Genomic DNA, 19,348 nt, shown 5'->3' with positions numbered 1-19,348 from the left:
TGCGGCGGATGACTCGAATATATCCCCTTATTTAATTACTAGCCCCAAAAGGCCCACAAAGGATGAAGCCTGATGCGGTGAGATGATGCAGCCATTCAAGTCTTCTATCTCTACTTGTAATCCATCAAATTCGCAATCACTGAGATCAATTCCCTTGAGCTTGGACCCCGACAGGGTGGCTTGATCCAGATTGCAACGGGCAAAAGAGGTTTTTTGTAGTGTTAAATGATACAGATCTGCACTTATCAAAGAACAATCCTCTAAACCAACTTGCTTGAAATTAGCAAAACGGAACATCGAATAATCCCCTAAACAATCCGAAAAACGAACGTTTTGGAACCTGCTTCTCGAAAAATCCGTTCCGAGCAATTTGCAGTTTCTGAACTCTACCCGATGGATAAAGGAACCTGAAAAATTAACATTCGATAGATCGCATTTATCAAAAATAACGTCTGTCCATTCACTTTCCGGCAATGACGATTCCATGATCGTTACATTTTTAAAAGTCATCTTCTCTAATGAAACCTTAACCGCTTCCATATTGTCCAAAATGATATCCTCTACAGACCCTATACTGAGTTCGTCTTTGGATCGTATGGAGCGCATTTCTTCATTTAATACGGGTAAATCCGCAGGAATCTTTGGCAACTCCATTTTATTTTTCATTATATCTCTACCTCCACGATTGAGAGCCCTCTAGGATATCTATATGAATCTATTTTCTATCAATTCTCATACATAGGGTAGCAAAAGTATTTCTCACACATATATTAACGTAGTGAGCACGCTCACGAACCTTTGTTAGGAGGTTGATAACATGGCAGTACAGCTATCTAATCAAGTGTTCTCCATCTCTGTCGGAGATTACGGGGATCTCTCTTCCTTGCGACTGGTAGGGGACACTTTTAATACCAACTATGTTATGAACAGCTCCAACGCACCTAAACAGAATACGTCGGATCATCAATGGCTGGGTGAACTCATGTTCACCTATCGTCTCGGCAACGGAGCGTGGACTCGGGCATGGACAAGCAATTCTGCTGATGCGCGCCAGATCACCTCTTCTGGAAACAGTGTCCAGGTAGCCTATCAGAATTCATCAAACCATCAGGGAATACGTAATTTCATTTTACATGAAACTTATTCGTTGGTTAACGATTATTTGCACTGGCAAATGAAAGTAACGAACAGCTCTAATCAAACGCTGGAGATCGGAGATTGGGGACTGCCACTTCCGTTTAACGAGTATTGGTCCGGTGGCAATAATGAACAAATTTATGAAACCAGAGTACTCTCACACTCCTTTGTAGGCCATAATAGTTCCTTTATTACCGCTGGACGACCTAGCGGCATCGGACCGTATGTACTACTAATCCCTGATGCCTCAACGGGGGCTGGTCTCGAATATCAGGACCATTGGAGAACTGAGGAGCATCCCGGCAGCACATGGGCTATGGAGCAAGGGGGCTGGTCCGAAGGACTGAATGTGTTCTATATCCACTCCAATGTCATCAAGAGCACCAACCGTGGCTATCTTGGAAGCACCAGTCTGTCGCTGGCTCCTGGTGAAAGCAAAACGTATGCTTTTAAATTTTACAAGGTAGCGGACGAGCAGGCCGTAAAGGACAGGCTGTACAGTGAGGGACATGTGGATGTGACCGTGGTTCCGGGTATGATCTTCCCAACCAATCTCAAGGCTAAATTCGATCTGCATACCAGCAAATCCATTACCTCTGTCACCGCGCAATATCCGTCGGAAACGACCATCAGCTATCTGGAAACAGCCCCTACAAACCATAAAATATATGAACTTACACTGGGACGACTGGGACATAACAATATTACGGTTAACTATGGTAACGGCGAAAAAACCGTTCTCCAGTTCTATGCCATCGAGCCAATCGAAGCTGCACTTCAGCGTCACTCTACCTTCATGGTCAACAGCACCCAATGGAACGTTCCGGGCGACCTGAGGGATAAGGTCTTTGATGACTGGATGATGCAGTACAAGGCCAAACGCAACAGCTTTGCTGGTTACTGGGGCTGGGGTGACGATTGGGGGCTAACTCACGGTCAGTTTCTGGCGGAGAAAAACGTTCAGAAGCCCGTGGCATCTGAGATCAAGGCAGTCGATGATTATTTGGAAGTGGCCATCTGGACGAATTTGATGGAAGGCCATCATAGCGATTATCTGGTTCCTGATTTCCTGATGCCGCAGCCTAATACGACACCAACGTACCGGGGCTATGCCTATCCGCACATTTATAATACGTTTTTTAGCATGTATAAACTTGCCAAGCTGTATCCCAACCTGATCAGCTATCGCAATAGCAAAAACACATATTTGCTACGTGCTTATCATATTTTTAAAGCGTTGTATGAAGGCCCTGTTGCCTATAACTGGAACACGGGACTCATGGGTGAGCTAACTACACCTGATATTATTAAAGCGCTTCAGGAAGAAGGCTTGACCACCGAGGCTAACGACCTGATTGCCAAAATGGCTACCAAGTACAACAATTTCAAGAATACCACCTATCCTTATGGCTCTGAGTATAACTATGACAATACAGGCGAAGAAGCCGTATATACACTCGCCAAAATGAACAACAACACGACGATGATGAGCAAAATCAACGCCAAAACGCGTGCTGCACGCGGTTATATGCCTGTCTGGTACTATTATGCCGATCCGGTCACCATTACCGGAGAGAATTGGTGGAACTTCCAGTACACGACCTCACTGGCCGGCTATGCGATGGATGACTGGACACGTCGTTATTCGTCCAAGCCTGAAGTGGATCAGCGTCTATCCTATGCCGCCAAGCTGGCGAACATCGGGGCGATTAACTCGGGACAGATCAGCTCTGATCCTGCCAATATCGGGGCGGTATCGTGGACATATCAGGCAGGCAAGGGCAATTACGGCGCCCTGGGTCTGGACGGCGGCCCTCTCTTTAACGGATGGCGTGGCATGTCCGGGGAAGCCGATCTAGGGCTGTTTGGAGCCATTAAAATTCTAAGCTCGGATGTTGCTGTCGATCCCATATTCGGTTTGTTCGGTTATGGCTGTGACGTTACAGAAAGCAATAACAGCTATACGGTTACTCCAAAAGACGGCGTATTCCAACGTCTGCATCTGATCACCCAGAAGCTGAGTCTGGAGTTGAACCGGGATCAATATAGCTTGGCCATCGTGTCCAAGTCCAAGAACAACATGCGCCTGACACTGAAAAATATGACCCCAGGCACGACTCATACTACCGTTATGAGCTTGACCGGACTCGCGGCAGGTACGTATGACGTGCTCGTAGACGGTACCAAAACCGGATCAGTCACGGCTGCTAACAGCTCTGCGATCACGGTCAGACTGAATATCGGTACGGCAGCCAACTATGATATCCGTATTCAATCGAGTACAGGTAATCCGTCTCCCGCTGGAGACATTATAGCCCATTATGAATTTGACGAAACGGCCGGATCTACCGCAGTCGATTCTTCCGGTTATGGACAACAGGCCAGTGTAAATGGAGGCTCGTGGGGCGCGGGACGGAATGGCAATGCTCTGCGCCTTAACGGTACAGACGCCTATGCCAGCCTGCCCGGCGGAATAGTTAGCAGCCTCAATGACTTTACCATTGCCGCATGGGTACGAGTGAACACGCATAATGGCTGGGCACGCCTGTTTGATTTTGGAGCAAGCACGGATCGGTATATGTTTTTGACACCTAAGGCCGAGGGAACTGGTATGCGCTTCGCTATCACTATCGCGGGGAACGGAAAGGAACAACAGTTGAATGCGCCGGAGCTAGCAACAGGGGTTTGGAAGCATGTCGCCGTGACTTTGTCAGGCAATACTGGAATGATGTATGTGGACGGTGTAGAGGCGACGCGTAACACGAACATGACGCTGAATCCTTCCAGTCTTGGACTGACAAACCGGAACTATATTGGGAAATCCCAGTTTGATGATCCCTATCTGAACGGCGCAGTAGATGAACTGATCATTTACAACAGAGCCCTGACCGCTCAGGAAATCCGGGGCTTGGCCTCGGCAAGTAGCATCATTACAGCCCCTGATGTGGGAGTCCAAGCATATGCTGAGGGGGCAGATTAGAATGCATTATGCATTCATTCATGCCGTTAACGTTTTAGATTGTGAATGATTTGTATTATGAATGATTTGTATCGTGAAACATTTGCATCGTAAATGATTGGGATCGTGAATTATTTCTGCTGGTGCTTCTCATTGCCTCCGCCCCGGATTTCTTATATTAATTCTGTAATCAGGGGAGAAATCCGGGGAGGTGATGCTTCCGAAGTGAGCCTTCCTGTGGAAATCTCTTAAAGCGACCACTTTACCAAAGTAATCAGCGGCAGCTATTCCATCTATAGATCAATTAGCTTCGTCTAATACGTGTCGTTCTTGGTCTTAAGCGAGCGAGTTCCTCACTGGTGAGTTGTCTAGTATAGGAGCGAGGGGAAGACCCTGTATCTACCCTCAGCACCCTGCCTGCCCCGCTGGGTCGGGCTACTCGTGTGTTGAATACCTGCATGGCCCACTGCACTGGAAAGGCTATGGATAAGCGACCATCTGCCGTGCCTGCATAATTAACCGCAGCTGCATAATTATCAGACTGTCTGAGCCATACAGAGCCAGAATCCCCGGGTAGTGATACAGGAGTCGTACCTCTAATAACTGTCTGATCTTCGAAGGTCAGTAAGCCCAACTCCCCACCATAATTGATTTGCAGGTCCGTATAGACGGACTCTACCGTGCCATTGACCCGCCCGGTCGTACGCCCTACCTTCTTCAACCTATCCCCTATGCGATAAGCGGTCACATGACCCGGAATCGCTCCTACTGTGGCATAACGCGGATTGAGCAGGTTGTTACGGGTCGGAAGCGAAAGCGCCCCATCAATCAGGTTCGTTCCGGTAGGATTCAAGCGCACGTAACGATATAGCCGTCCTATACGATCCTGAGCAACCGTCCCCCCATCGGCTCCGCCTGGCTGAATTGTAGCCTCCCGATTGTCTGTATTGGAGGGATTGAGGACATGGTTGTTGCTAAAAAGATAACGTGTAGCCGGCGCTCCAGTTGGGGCAACGATGAGTCCGGTTGTACCGGAGCCTTCAATCGTCCCGACACTGTAGCCGGCGATGACCGGGCGTATGCGCATTCTGTAGTCCGTAGCATTGGCTCTGATCTTTCCAGTCTTTACAATTCGGACTGGAACGTTCGTTTTCTTTCCTAATGCGGTGGCCGACAGGAGTCCAGTAGAGGCCGACGCTAAACGGTCCGTGTACACAATGACAGCGGCTCCCTTTTTGGGATGGGCAGGGTCCCTGTATCCTACGCCAATGCCGTGGACACCGGACATTTTTAAGACTCGCTTGGCCATCCGCTTTTTTACTTGAAGCGCGGCCGAGAAGGTAGCCAACATAATCATCTCCTTTTACATTCAGATGAAATATTGTATGGCTAAGGCCGCTTCGCGTTCCATTTGATCTTACGATCGCTATATTGAAAGGCATATGAAAACATACCATAAAATGGTACACTTATTTCCGAAATTGACATCTTATCATTTGATTCTGATGTTCAAGGAGGTACTTTATGTTTTCAATCATGTTGACATACAGCATACAAGCAATTGCAATTTTACTAATTATCTTTGAATTGTTGAGAAAAAACAGAAAAAAAGTAGGCTGGGGATCACTTTCACTGCTGTTATCTCTTCTTGGCATGGCTGTTTCTTTTGAATTTGGCGATTACATATTGGGAGACCAGTTGCTTTCCTTTTTTGGATTGTCCGCATGGTCCAATCCTGTCGATAATACTAGGTTTCACTACACCATTTATCTATCCAGTATTTTTTTTATTCCCAGTTTAATCATTGGATATAAAAATCCTAAAGAGTTTGGAGCTACAATCGGAAAACGGGTTTCTAGTATATATCTAACTTTGATCATCATTTCGCTTTTATTTTTTATTATAAGTATTTTCTCGAAGTAACGTTGGATGTGCGTCGTTCCAAAACAAAAGCCTTTCTCAGCGGAGGGTTTCTGTTTTATCACATTAATTCCGAACATTCCTGGGTGGGTAATTAGATTAAGGAGCTGATATTATCTATAATTCATTTACCTCAACATTTTTTGCTGCGTTAACTGCAATCACCCTCATAACGCTGCCAAAATTAGAAGCTAGGGTGAGTAAGAGAACAATGTTGAAAGTGAGAATTTCCATAATAACAACAGTTCTGCTGATCGGAGTCGTGTTGTATATCATTGACCCTCAGGGGTGGATCATTGTAGCCTTTGCAATTTTGTTTGTAACCCTTCCTATCTTTTTATTGAAACGTTGGCGCGAAAAAAGCTGAATCAGAGAAAAAGCCTTCCTTATTGATAGGAAGGCTTTCCACCTTATCCCTTAACCGCTCCCTCCGCGATTCCTTCCATAATGAATTTCTGAAAGAATGCATAGATCAGGATAACCGGGATGGAGGTCAGCACGAGTGCGGCCAGAATAAGCGACCATTCCTTGTTGTACTCTCCAAACAGCATATTGGTCGAGAGAATCAGGGTGTAATGGTTCACATCCGTCAACATCAACAATGGAAGTAAAAAGTCATTCCAAATCCACAAGAAATCCAAAATCGCGATAGTAACTGTAATCGGCAGCAGCAAAGGAAATATAATGCGAAAGAACGTCTGAAACTCATTACAACCGTCCATTTGTGCGGATTCTTCCAGCTCACGCGGGATGGATTTGACAAATCCATGATACAAAAAGATCGCCATATTCACACCCAAGCCGATATAGATCAGGGCCAAGCCGTACGTACTGCCCTGAACGGACAAATCTTTTGCCATTCGTGTAAGCGGTATCATAATGGAGTGAAACGGCACCAGCATCGATGCGACAAATAGGAAGAAAATCGCACTGCTCAGTTTCCCCTGTGTACGAGACAGCTTGTAGCCTGCCAGCGCCGAACAGATCACAATGCCACCAATGCCGATAAAAGAAATAATCGTGGAATTCAGAGCGCTGTTCAGCAAATGAGTCTGATGAAAAGCCTGACTGTAATTTTCAAAATGAAGCTTTGTTGGCAGCGCTGTAAAGGATGCAAACATCTCACCCTGTGTTTTAAACGAATTAATTACCGCCATGTAGATCGGGAAGAAGGATACGACTGCGCCCACGCACAAAATCAGCGTAATCAGCAAGGAATTGGCTTTCTTCAACCTCATGCCTCCACCTCCCTCTTCTTCATGACACGCAGTTGAATCAGGGTGAAAATGAGAACAATCGCGAACAAAATAACAGATTTGGCACTCGCATAACCATAACGGAAGTTGTTGGAGAACGCCTCCTCATAAATGTTCATTGTAATCACCTGTGTACTGCGCCCCGGCCCCCCGCCAGTCAGTCCGTATACGACCTCATACACCTTGAAGGCACCATTCAGCGTCAGGAAGAAACAGATCGTAATCGCATGAGTAATCATCGGCATCGTCACACTTCGCAATGTCTGAAATGCGTTCGCCCCGTCAATAATCGCAGCTTCCTTCAAGCTTTGTGGCACGCCTTGAAGCGCAGCCAGATAGATGATCATCATATAACCGACACCATTCCAGAGCGACACGATAATAATAGCGAAGAAAGATACTTTCGGATCGCCCAGCCACGATTGGCCCAAAAAGGCGATAGCCGTCTTTTCGGCGATCTGTGGCAGCACGGAGGAAAAAACGAATGTCCACATAAATGCGCTAATAATGGTACTGATCATATTGGGCATAAAAAATATCGTCCGGAAAAATCCTTTGGTACGTGTACGCGACTCAATCAACACTGCCAGTGCCAGCGCCAGTACATTTTGCAGCACAATCATGACGAATACGTATTTAAGGGTAAACCAAAGGGAATTGAGAAAATCGGGGTCTTCTTTCAACGATTCCACAAAGTTCCCCAAGCCGATAAAGCTGTAATTGGGATTCAATCCGTTCCAGTCTGTAAAGCTGTAGTACATGCCGCTGATCGTTGGAATGAGCAGGAAGATGGCATAAAAGATCAGCGCCGGGGCTGTAAACGCCAGTAGCATGACGTATTTTTTATAGATTTTAAAAGGCATGGAGTCTCTCCCTCCTGGTGTAATTCTGTAGGTTACCGTTACTTGTTCACTTTGTTATACGATTTCCATGCCTTATCCAGCGCCTTAATGACATCATCCTGCGAGAGCTGACCCGCATAATAGGATTGTAGCGATTTGCCTGCCTCGTCCTTGACCGCTTGCGGGATCGATGGATCTTGGTACGACTTGCCTGCTTTTACGTATTCGGTAGCGTCATTAACCCAAGGATAGCTTTTAAACGTATGCACTTTGGAGATCGGGTTAAATTTCAATGCTTCATAGAACGCACTGGAATCCTTGTCATCCAGCACATAGTTAACAAAATCGAGCGCAACCTCCTTATTCTTGCTTGTAGAGGATACAGCCAGCGAAGTCGAAGTGGACAAATTAATCAGTGTCGCATTGGGATCGTCATTGATCGGCAGCGGTGCTACCCCAAAATCCATCTTCGGATCCGATTTTAAAATCGTTTCTGCAAACCACGGTCCCTGAATCCACATCGCCGCTTTACCCGAGGCAAACGCAGCCGATCCATCATCCCCACCGATTTCCAGCGCCTTGTCCGTACCGTTACTATTCACCAGATCAATAATATCGAACATGCTTTTCATTTCGGAAAAAGAGCCTTTATCCTGATTCATCCGGTCGATAAAATCCTTATTCTGTGTGTTCATCATCGCACCCGCTGTCAGCGGCACGAACAGCTGTGGAATCCAGGATTCCTTGTAGGACAACAGGAACGGTTTCACATTATTCGCTTTCAGCTTCTCGACCACTGCCTTCATTTCGGTTAACGTTCCCGGCGGCTGCAAATCCAAATCCTTAAATATCTTTTTATTGTACAAGTAGCCCCATGAGATCGTCTCCAAAGGAACCGCTACGACCTTTCCGTCTTTGGTTGTCACCGAAGGCTTCACACTATCCATCAATTTGTTAACAAAAGGCTGACCGGACAAATCCTCCAAATAGCCCGCTTTATAAAACGGAGGGATTTCATTCACTGCGTGCAATGCAAATACGTCCGGCGCATCGTTGGATGCGAGTCTTGTCTTCAAAATTTGTGCAGCGTTGTCCGCAGGCGGCATCTCCAGTTGAACCGTAACGTCGATATTTTTATCTTTCTTCTCTTTCGCTACGAACGCATTAATGTATTTATCGTAGTGCTCCTTCAAACGGGGCTGAGCAATAAACATTTTGAGATTCACCGTTTTGCCGTCTCCACCGGAACCGCTGCTGTCACTGCCTGAAGAATTCGCTCCACACCCGGCCAATAACGTGCCAACCAGCATTGTGCTCAATACACCTTTCCACATTTTCATAAAAAATGACCTCCCCTATTTTGAAAATAACTGCTACCCACCGACAAATCAGTTGTTATTCAAAGCAGCTATGCCGCCGGTCTTCAACCTCTATTCAGCTCTGTGCGAACTTCATAAAGGCCAAATTCCTTTGTACAACTTGTTTTGTATACGCTTTCATTATAGAATGGGAGGTCACTTCTGCCATTGGACACCCTTAGCTTATTGGATTGGACTTTTTTAAACTTCCTTCCTCATTTCACCGGGTGCCATGCCAAAATGCTTTTTAAATACCCGATAGAAATAAGACACATCCTCATATCCTGCCATCTCCGCAACTGCTTTAATTGAAACCTGTTTATTGACCAGCCATTCTCGCGCCTTTTCCATTCTTCGCGCTACAATATAGTCCGTTACATTTTGACCATACTCCTGCTTAAATACCTTGCTCATATACTCCTTGCTCACAAAAAAGTTTTTCGCCAACTGCTCCAGTGTAATCGGCCCAGCAAAGTGACTGTCGATATATCGCCGTACCTCTTCTAAATTCAGCTTGTTTTTGTATTTCCGCTGCCGAATGAGCTGATCCAGTTCCTGAACATAGCACGACGATACGAATTCCAACGCATGTTCTACAGAGGATACGGCATCCTGCGACAGTAGAGATCCTGCCTTTGCCGTAGAAGTATCCAGCCCGTTATCCGCTGCCAGCTCTTTCAGCAGGGAAAGAAGCTCCTGCACTAGCCTGCCTAGCATAGGTGGACTCGGCGCTCCATAACTCTCCAGCTCCTGCATAACCTGTCTGCAGGTTAGGTTCACCCCGTCACAGTTCAACTCATTAAAATAAAGACGCAGCAGTTGCTTATACCGGGTCAGCTTGTGAAAAAACTCATAATCCAGCTCCGTCGCTTCTTGCTGCTGTTCAGCAGCCTTGACCTCCAGATCGTTTTTGCATTTGAGCAACACTGCATTCAGCTCGGCAGGATTGACTGGCTTTAACAAATAATCGACGGCCTTGTAACGGATGGCATGTTTGGCATACGCAAAGTCATCATATCCGCTCACGACAATGATTTTTACATTAGGACAATGGTTATTTAGCGCTTGCAGCAGCTCCACTCCGTCCGCACCCGGCATGTGCATATCCGTAATCACAATATGGGGAGCTAACTCCCCGACTAGTCTGAACGCCTCGTCTCCGTCCTCAGCCTCACCCACTACCAACATTCCGAGTTTTTCCCATGTGCCAAATGTCTTCAGAATATCGCGATTCCACGGCTCATCGTCCACAATTAATACTCTGATCATACTTTTCCCTCCTCTGCTGAGATGAATGGAATGCGGATGGTGACACGTGTACCGACTCCCTGCTCACTATCTATCGTCACTCCGTAGCGCACTCCAAAATTCATCCGTATGCGTGAAGACACATTGCTCAATCCGATATGACTACCCTGCGCCCAGATCGGTTCCTCCGACGCGTTTTCCAGCTTTGCCCGTACTTTTTCCAGCTTGTCCGGGGCCATGCCGTTTCCATTATCGCAAACCGTAATACACACATCTTCTCTCATAATCTCCACTCGAATTCCCATTCGCCATGCCCCTGCCTTACGGTCAAGACCGTGCTGAAACGCGTTTTCTAACAATGGCTGAAGCGATAGCTTAGGCAGACGAATATCCATCGCCTGTTCTTCCGTCTCCACCTGAAACACTAATCTTTGGGGAAATCGACGTTGTTGGATGCGCATATAATGCCCTACATGGTCGAGCTCTGCGCGTAAAGAGGCCAAATCCTGAGGCTCCCGTACCACGTAACGGAACATCTCACTCAGCGACCGAATAACTTCATAGGTGTCCTCCGGCTTTTGAGAAAATACCATACTCCCGATCATTTGCAGTGTATTTTGCAGAAAATGTGGATGAATCTGTGCCTGGAGCGCTTTCAATTCAGCCGTCTTTTTTTGCAAATTGATACTGTATTCCGTCTGGATATGCTCGCGGATTCGGCCTGCCATCCCATGCAGACTTCTTTCCAGCAGTCCTATCTCATCCGGACGTGTACTTGGCTGTCCAACCGGTCCTTTGATCATATCCAGCTCCTGTACGGAACGTGCCAAATGAACAATCGGACGTGCAGTCCGCCATGCGATGAAAACGGCAATGCAGATGGAAACCAGGATTGAAATCACGCCGACGATGATACCATACAGCATGGTTGAAAAGGCGCTGTGGTTAATGGAGGAAGTGGGTACGATTTTGACCAGCTTCAGCCCAACTACATCCAGATCATTATAGAACACATAATGTTCAGCAGTTTGAATCATCCCGGGGCCCGGCTTAACGTCACGCAGAGCTGTCAGCACTCCTGCAGGAGGAGGCGACTGAAGAGCCTGTGCTGGATACATAACCCTGCCATCTGCATCTGTAATCAACACTTGATGCTGATCCCCTCGTCCCAGTAGGCCCAGCGTCTGATCGAATTGAGACCACAATACATCCAAAGAAATAGCTCCCGTCTGCTTTTGGTCTTCAAAACGCCGAATACTGCGCGTCAGAGTAAAGCGTTCCGGGTCAGTAGAGCTTGGGCGAATCAAATAATCCTTATTCGCTTGCCACATCTCGGCATACTGTGGGGGAATACCGCTCACCGTCGTAATTTCATTTTGCATGCTATTGAAGGTAAACAAGGTTTGCGATTGCTTCGAATAAAGCTGGATGCCGATCACATGACTTCCGGCCGAATAATACACATTCGCCATCGTATTCAGCATTTTTCGCTGGGCATTAAATTGGCTTGAAAGATTGTCAGGCTCGCGCTCATTCAAATAATCGCTCAGATCAGGACTGATCTGAATGCTGTAAATCAGATGATTCAGACGATCTAGCTGATCGCTGATATAGATCCCCGTCCATTTCATATTGGACATGTTCGTCTCTACCACTTCCGTTTCCATGGAAGCTCTGCTTTTCTCCGCAGCCAGCACCGTGACAGCAATGACCGGCAGCACAGACAAAACAACCATCGTCAAGATCAGCTTGAGCTGAATGCTACGTCGATACGGGGCCGTCAGCGCCCGGAACCAGCGAACTGCTCGGGTTGGCATAGCGATGCACTCCTCTTTCAGCCATATGCGAAAACGCCCCGCAATTCGCAGGGGCGCTTCATGTACCGGATACTCCCGGGGAAAACCTATATGATATTATTCGTAAGTTGGTTTCAGCTCATTATTCATCATTTACGCTTCTTCGATAATTATAACACCCCAAGGCTCTAATGGAAGCGTTTCTCCTTGGGTAACCGCATGCTCCCCAATCAGCTCCTTGCCGTCTCCATGCGGATAGACCACCGAGCCTGCTTGTTCAGAATAGTTAAAATAGTACCGGATTGTCCGTCCTAGCTCATTCGTGCCGGATTTAACAATGATCGGATAAGACGTTTCCTGATCCAGTCCCCATACTCCTGCCTTTTTGGCTACAGAGCTGAATAGTTCGCGGATGACCGCCGGGCTGACGATACAGCCGATATAGGTCGCTGTTCCCTGACCATAGCGGTTTTGCGTAATTGCTGCATATTTGCCCCAATGCGGGTGATCGTAATAGGCCAATACTTCGGCGGTCGTCGGGGTAATCAGCTCCATCCACGTATCTACCTGATTGTCCTCTGGTGCCACCCCAAAAGGATTATTCTTAAGCGTCACTTTCTTCGGCTCCACGAACAAGCTGTAATGAATGCCGCAGGCTTCGCTAATCACGCCCGGCTGTCGGGACGTTCTCACCTGCACATGCTCGTTGGTAAATCCGCTTCGGAATGTGTATACTACATGACCACCTTTTTCCACATATCGGTTCAGCTTCTCCAGTAGTGCATCTGGGGCAGAATAGAGAACCGGGACGATCAAGAGATCATAGTCGTCAAACGATTCTGTACCTGGATGAACAATATCTGTCCCGATATTCAGTTTATACAACTCGTCATACAAACGACGTACGATGTCATTGTAATTCAACGGACTACTCATATTAAATTTAAACCAGTCAATTGACGTCAATGCTTCGTTGCTGACCAGAATCGCCGTTTTATTTTTCTTTTTCAAGTTGACCAAATGCGGAGACAATCTTGCAAAATCCTTCCCTATGGTCTGTGCTTCCTCATACACTGGATTCGGCTCAAAATCATGGCTCAGCAGACCCTTCCAGTAGGTTTCGAAGGAATTATGGATGGAATGCCAGTGCCAGTATGCCACCATATTGGCCCCTGAAGCCAGATGGCTGAACGCTTGCAGACGCAATTGCCCCGGATAGGGAACCCAGTGGGTAAAAGCCTGCGCTTCCGTTTCTAGCACTAGATAGTTGTTATTTTTCGTCGAACGTGCCACATCGCCACCGAAGGAAATTTCAATACCAGTCAGGTCATCCTGTGATGGATGGTAAATATCCACCCCAGTCACATCAAAGGCTTGCGATGCCGCAAAGTGATCCACGTCTGGCTGAACACCAAAGGAATGACCTCTCCATTCAAAATCAAAGTTTTGCGTAATAAATTGGTCCTCCCGCTTATATTCCTTCACCAGCGCGACCTGCCATGCCAGAAAGTCCGTCACCAGCTTGCGCTGGAATTGGGAAAAGGCTGCGCCCAAACTTCCATTAATCGTTCCGACCACTGAAGGAAAGTCCTCCCAGCTATTGATGCGATTACTCCAATAGTCCAGACCAAATTTGCGGTTTAGCTCCTCCAGCGATTCGAACCGCTCTCGCAGGTACTTTACAAATTGCAATTGCACATTAGGCCCACTCGTGTTGTAATGCTTGGTCTCATTATCCGTCTGAAAGCCAATGACCGCCGGATGCTGACTCACCCGTCCGATCAGCTTGCGTATGATTCGCTCGGCATGAAACAGGTACACCGGGTTCGTAATGTCCATAATCTGGCGAGCACCATATTTGCCCGGCCCTTGAGGCGTTGTCGCCAATACATCAGGATGCTCCTTCACCAGCCACGTGGGTACGGCATAGGTGGGCGTCCCCACAATGGCTTCAATGCCCGCCTTATGCATGGCGTCCAGCACCCGATCCACAGAAGTAAAATCAAACACGCCATTTTGCGGTTCATGCGTACTCCAGGTGGATTCCGCAATCCGCACCACGTTGATGCCCGCATCCTTCATCATTTGGATATCCTGGTCCAAACGGTCATATGGCATATATTCATCATAATAGGCAACACCGTACAGTAGCTTTTTCATCAAGTCGTCCTCCAATTAGGTTCATCAGGATTTTGCAAAATTCGATTCCAGCCACTCCGATGATCGGAGCACTAAGTGCATTCCATATACGGGCTAGTACAAATAGAGTACTGATAATTGAAACAGATATGTCAACATAATCCGCATCACTTTCAAAATGTCTATATATAAGCACTTTCTTTTATATAAAAGCTTATACAATAGTATTTGTAAGCGCTCTTTTATTATAGTTAAATGTTAGATACAATGAGATTGTCTAAGCGGTGTAAAATTTACCCTAATCGAAGGTGATCTGATGATATTAAATCCTGATGTTGATCCATCTCTATTTCATGATTGCCAATGGCTGCCCATTATTGACTGGAATGTGAAATTTTTTGGCGCCCATATTCACCGGGTCCAAGCGGATTGGTGCATGCCGGAGGAATCTCATATCGGTTTTGAAATTGCACTCATTTTAGAAGGTCGTCAGGAAACGATTATGGAAAATAACGTATATTCGGTTGGAGAAGGTGATATTTTAATCATTCCGCCGGGTTTTAAACATGTGAGTCAGTGTGTTTCCCCAAACGGCATGTACTATTTTAGCTCTCATTTTAATGTCGATGATCCATTATTCCGTCAGGAAATGATTAAAAGCAATCAGCTCTTTTTTCCGGCGGGTACTGAAACGAATGCCAAGCTGCAAAAGGTTGTCCATAGCTGGATTGGCATGGTGCGGAAAAGCGGAGAATATACGACAGCAGACCGTTTTCGCATGCAGATTGCCTTATTTGAGCTATTCGGGATATTCTCGCAAATGATATCTACCAGTTTGGAGCCCAGAATTGCGCCTTCATCCGTTCAATATGCCAAAGCCATCATGGAAGCTATTCAATCGAGGTTTAAGCCTTATCGGGAAGATGAATCTGGCGAGCAAGCGTTCCGACTTGAAGATGTGGCGGCTTCTCTCGGGATCAGTCCTGGCTATGCCCAGGAAGTGTTCCGTAAGGTATACGGCTATTCACCACGTCACTATCTATCGGAGACCAAGTTGCATGAAGCTAAGGTGTTGATCCAGCAGGCCAATCTACCACTCAACAAGGTAGCTTCCCTGCTCGGATACTCCAGTCTGGCTCATTTCAGCAGACAGTTCAAGCGCTGGACAGGCACCAGCCCACTTAAATACCGCCAAACGTTAAAGCCGATTACTGATGAACAAAGGATTAAGATATAAGGACGGAGTGTAAAGGCTCCTCCGTGTTATTCAACAAAAAAAGAGCGTGACACCGAATATTGCGGTTGTCGCGCTCTTTTGACTCTATTTTCTATAAGCTGTACCCGTTGCCTTAATGATCTAAAATCTTGACCAAGCTCTCATCATCGGATCACAGCCTAATATCCCCTATATGCTGGTGCACCACATACATCATCCCCATCAGGAATACGGCCAAAGCCAAGTAACCGATGCCGAATTTCCAGCGCGATGATGCGGGTACTTCGTAATACTTATCATTTTCAAACGGAATATAATCAATCCCACACAGCAATCTGAGCTGGTACGCATCCGGCGTCGGTATATGTTCCACACCGTTCAGCCATACATCCTGGACAAGACACTGCTGTGGCAGCAGAAGTGTCTGCTCCACATCCAGACTTTCCATATACACCGTCACATATTGCTGCCCCTCTAAATCCGAGTAGGTATTAAAAGATAATCTGCGCGTGTGCTCCGGTCCAGGCAGCGGATATCCTTGTTCATACAGATGCTGTACGTTCACCAGTGGCTTTTGCAAAAAGGATTGGACCTTAGCCTCTTCTTTATTGCGTTTAACATATTTTTTGTACAAATCGTAGGCAAAGAACGCCCATATCAAGAAAAATAAAAAGGATTTTAAATATACTACGACTACAATTCCACCCAATAGACCCACCAGCCACAGCCAACGCGTCACTGCCGTGGAAATCCGTCCTCCGTCGAGCGGATGAATCGGCAGCAGGTTGATCAGGTTCAGGAAAAAGCCGACATACGAGAGCGCATACAACAGGGGACTGTCTGTTGCATAGGCTCCTGCGTATACTGCCATAGCCCCAATCGTCCCCAGTAACGGGCCGCCCATGGCCACATAAGCCTCTGTCTGCGCATCCAAAGGTTGACGTTTCATGGTGATCAGCGCACCGAGAAAAGGAATAAATAATGGTGCTGATACGGGAAGCCCCTTGCGCTTGGCGGCCAATACATGTCCCAGCTCATGTACAAACAACAGCAACACGAAGCCGACCGCAAATCCCCACGGGTAAATGATCGCATATGTGCTAATCGTTATCGCCATAGATATCAGCGCACCGCCAAATTTACTGAATTTTAAAAGGGCAAGTAACGACTTGCCTTTCAGAAGAAGCAATGCTGCTGCACTACCAAGGTACCATTTGGATGAGCCGGATTTGGAATCGGTCTTTTTCTCTTCATTTTGCAAAAGTATCCGTCTCCTTTCTCTAACACTTCCATTGTATCCTGCTATGTGCAGCTTGTAAAAACTTCTCTACCTTCATTACTGTACAGCGTCTGTACGTTTCATCAATTCAACATACTGAATTAACTCTGCCTTTTGTTGCTCTAAAGTATGAATTCTGTTCGTTAACCCGACAAAAAAGCTTCAATTTGGTCTCTGATAGCATTGGCCGAATGCCCAGTCCATTCATGCAGACGCCCATATAATACACGTGCCGCTTGTTCATCTGTGCGAAGTTTGGCGAGTAGCCAGGTCAGCTCCTTTTCGGCAAGCAATAGCTCTTCCAGTTCGACCCGTAATTGTCCGTTCAAATTACTGGCCACCTCCTATGTATTCATTTTTCTATATCGTTAGTACCTTGTTATTAGCGTTATTAGCTAATATCTGCCTGGATAAACTGCTCTATTTTGTACTCGAGATTGTAAAGGAATTCATTAGTCGTCCGTAAATGCCACTGACTAAATTCCATCATGGAGGAGTCAAGCTGTGTTACAATCGGCTGCAACCGCCGACTCTGACTACTGTGCAAATAGCGTGAAAGCCTGGCTCTGACACGTTGGAAATCTGCATCACATTGTTGTGCATTCGCCTTCCATTTTTCAGCTACAGCGAGTAGATGCTCCGGCATGACTTGAATCGTACCTGCTGAAGCAGATGTTGCCGCCGTTACCAGCGCTGCCTTTTGGAATTGAGTTAAGGTCTGTCCTAATTGATGTATCCAGCCGTCCACCGTTTCCATTAGGTTAAAGTCAGATGGAATACGCGGAGATTCCGCGATTCGTTCGCCTGTTACAGGATCATATAGCGGGTTGGATACATAGCCATTCTTATCAAACTTATAATGATTGAGTGAGTGATAGGAAGGCCCACCCAACGTGTTGTCCACTCTCTCTTTTAGTCCTAAGCCTTCATTAGCTGTTTGATAATTATTGTCAATATGGTAGGAAGCTCCTACGTGAAGATCGTACCCTCCCCCAATAAAGCTAGCTATCATATCACTGGGATGCAGAAAATTCGTAATTTGATGATCAAATTCGCCATTTTCGGCTTTCTCTCTGTACTCCGGTGTCAGACTGGAAATGACCGAAGGCGCACAGAATGTAACCGCATTTAACCCTGTATAAGCAGCTACATATTGTGCATTCCCTCCTCCCAGCGAATGTCCAGTTAGCGAGAAGTTGTAGTTTTTGTACTTGTTTTGTATATCCTTCGCATAGTCCTCTGCCTGATAGAACTGGTTCGAGCTGCCGAACAAAGCCTTATCTACGCTTTTTTCTTTCTCTCCCATCCAGTTGTTAAACGCCGTGAACCCTAAAGCGTCGTCCATTTTTTTCATTTTTTCATTATATTCATCTGAATGAATATTCAAGCTACCGTGAATTTTGCGGTTAATTTCAGGAAGTGCAAGAGTCACATCGTTATACAGATCCTGTGGATCATCCGTTTCCGTCCCACGATAGGCGATAACGGCCTGTTCCGTTTCTTCGTTGTAAAATGTGACAGCGGCAAGTCCCGAATCCTCGCGATCGAGCGTGTCTAACACTTTCCAGCCGGGGAGTTCTTCTGATGGTTCAGCACCTTTTTTCATTTTTTTATAGGCCATTTCAGACATTATTTTATAAGTTTCGTCACTTACTTGAAGTGAACTCATACTATTTACACTCCTCTGATCTAGTGATTTTTCTTTTTATCTTGAAAGCCTGGATAAGTCCCATTTTCAATAAGCACCTTTTTTAGCTCGGGACTTATAGCAAAATTCGAAGTTTCCTGATTTTCATAGTTTACAGAAATCGTAAAATCCTCTTCTGCATGACCTATTACATTGCCACTTATATCTACCTTGTTTGTTACATAAGGAGGAAATTTTTTTGCATATGTGATTTCAACGTCTAGTTCGTATTTTTCCTTCAAATATTGAACAGCCGTAGCTTTCGCCTTACTGATCAGTTCAGCATCTTCGTCTTTATTCACCTTGTGGCATCCTCCCAGTATTAAAATAAGGGCTATCAACACCATCATTCCTTTTAGATATCGGTGACTGATCCTAATCATCCCTTTCATATGCGTAACATCCATTTTATATCCACAAAATCCCTTTTATAAATTGTACCTTTTCTTTCCAAAGACAATCAATACGCCATAAGACATGGGATAGGGTTAAGTCTACGGTATCAAATCGG

15 protein-coding genes are annotated in these 19,348 nt (G+C 46.2%); 3 read left to right on the top strand and 12 right to left on the bottom strand.

Annotated elements, in window-relative coordinates; translation table 11 throughout:
- Window positions 1-27: 27 nt before the first annotated feature.
- Window positions 28-666, bottom strand: a complete 639-nt coding sequence (locus MKY75_RS03310; RefSeq protein ID WP_340884312.1) for a pentapeptide repeat-containing protein — start codon at window positions 664-666, stop codon at window positions 28-30.
- Between the two features lie 151 nt (window positions 667-817).
- On the opposite strand from MKY75_RS03310, the gene MKY75_RS03305 reads away from it, so the two are divergent.
- Window positions 818-4,117 (top strand): DUF5695 domain-containing protein, encoded by a 3,300-nt coding sequence (locus MKY75_RS03305; RefSeq protein ID WP_340884310.1) that lies wholly within the window; start codon window positions 818-820, stop codon window positions 4,115-4,117.
- Window positions 4,118-4,400: 283 nt separating this feature from the next.
- Here MKY75_RS03305 and MKY75_RS03300 read toward each other — a convergent pair whose 3' ends face one another.
- Entirely contained in the window at window positions 4,401-5,447 is a 1,047-nt protein-coding gene (locus MKY75_RS03300) for a hypothetical protein (RefSeq protein WP_340884307.1), read from the bottom strand.
- A gap of 173 nt (window positions 5,448-5,620) precedes the next feature.
- Here MKY75_RS03300 and MKY75_RS03295 point away from each other — a divergent pair, with 173 nt between their 5' ends.
- Window positions 5,621-6,019, top strand: coding sequence for a hypothetical protein (locus tag MKY75_RS03295; RefSeq protein WP_029515842.1), 399 nt, complete (start codon window positions 5,621-5,623; stop codon window positions 6,017-6,019).
- A 407-nt stretch (window positions 6,020-6,426) separates the two neighbouring features.
- On the opposite strand, the gene MKY75_RS03290 is transcribed toward MKY75_RS03295, so the two are convergent.
- The 6 genes from MKY75_RS03290 to MKY75_RS03265 all read right to left on the bottom strand — a co-directional run bounded on the left by MKY75_RS03290 (window position 6,427) and on the right by MKY75_RS03265 (window position 14,676).
- Window positions 6,427-7,254: a carbohydrate ABC transporter permease gene (locus MKY75_RS03290; RefSeq protein ID WP_029515843.1), complete on the bottom strand. Its 828-nt coding sequence runs from the start codon at window positions 7,252-7,254 to the stop codon at window positions 6,427-6,429.
- A complete protein-coding gene (locus MKY75_RS03285) occupies window positions 7,251-8,135 on the bottom strand; it encodes a carbohydrate ABC transporter permease (RefSeq protein WP_029515844.1) in 885 nt (294 codons plus the stop codon). The genes MKY75_RS03290 and MKY75_RS03285 overlap by 4 nt, the downstream gene beginning before the upstream one ends.
- A gap of 38 nt (window positions 8,136-8,173) precedes the next feature.
- Window positions 8,174-9,454 (bottom strand): ABC transporter substrate-binding protein, encoded by a 1,281-nt coding sequence (locus MKY75_RS03280; RefSeq protein ID WP_069010949.1) that lies wholly within the window; start codon window positions 9,452-9,454, stop codon window positions 8,174-8,176.
- Window positions 9,455-9,673: 219 nt separating this feature from the next.
- Complete coding sequence (locus MKY75_RS03275; RefSeq protein ID WP_318627592.1) at window positions 9,674-10,741, bottom strand: response regulator transcription factor; 1,068 nt, start codon at window positions 10,739-10,741, stop codon at window positions 9,674-9,676.
- Window positions 10,738-12,537, bottom strand: a complete 1,800-nt coding sequence (locus tag MKY75_RS03270; protein ID WP_318627593.1) for a sensor histidine kinase — start codon at window positions 12,535-12,537, stop codon at window positions 10,738-10,740. The genes MKY75_RS03275 and MKY75_RS03270 overlap by 4 nt, the downstream gene beginning before the upstream one ends.
- Before the next feature lie 132 nt (window positions 12,538-12,669).
- Window positions 12,670-14,676, bottom strand: coding sequence for a beta-galactosidase (locus tag MKY75_RS03265; RefSeq protein ID WP_165148306.1), 2,007 nt, complete (start codon window positions 14,674-14,676; stop codon window positions 12,670-12,672).
- A 295-nt stretch (window positions 14,677-14,971) separates the two neighbouring features.
- Between MKY75_RS03265 and MKY75_RS03260 the strand changes: the two genes are divergently transcribed.
- The gene (locus MKY75_RS03260; RefSeq protein WP_340884304.1) at window positions 14,972-15,892 is read left to right on the top strand and encodes an AraC family transcriptional regulator; all 921 of its coding nucleotides are present in this window, start codon (window positions 14,972-14,974) and stop codon (window positions 15,890-15,892) included.
- 151 nt (window positions 15,893-16,043) lie between these two features.
- On the opposite strand, the gene MKY75_RS03255 is transcribed toward MKY75_RS03260, so the two are convergent.
- The 4 genes from MKY75_RS03255 to MKY75_RS03240 form a co-directional block, all read right to left on the bottom strand.
- Complete coding sequence (locus tag MKY75_RS03255) at window positions 16,044-17,132, bottom strand: site-2 protease family protein (protein WP_029515850.1); 1,089 nt, start codon at window positions 17,130-17,132, stop codon at window positions 16,044-16,046.
- A gap of 161 nt (window positions 17,133-17,293) precedes the next feature.
- Entirely contained in the window at window positions 17,294-17,479 is a 186-nt protein-coding gene (locus tag MKY75_RS03250) for a hypothetical protein (protein WP_340884302.1), read from the bottom strand.
- Window positions 17,480-17,541: 62 nt separating this feature from the next.
- Window positions 17,542-18,819, bottom strand: coding sequence for a lipase family protein (locus MKY75_RS03245; protein ID WP_069010945.1), 1,278 nt, complete (start codon window positions 18,817-18,819; stop codon window positions 17,542-17,544).
- Window positions 18,820-18,839: 20 nt separating this feature from the next.
- Window positions 18,840-19,139 (bottom strand): hypothetical protein, encoded by a 300-nt coding sequence (locus MKY75_RS03240; RefSeq protein WP_029515853.1) that lies wholly within the window; start codon window positions 19,137-19,139, stop codon window positions 18,840-18,842.
- Window positions 19,140-19,348 lie beyond the last annotated feature (209 nt).

The sequence above is a fragment of the Paenibacillus sp. FSL L8-0663 genome, from assembly GCF_038008125.1.
Lineage (GTDB): Bacteria > Bacillota > Bacilli > Paenibacillales > Paenibacillaceae > Paenibacillus > Paenibacillus polymyxa_D.
The sequence above is the reverse complement of the archived record's forward strand: the minus strand, read 5'-3'. Positions and strand labels throughout refer to the sequence as shown.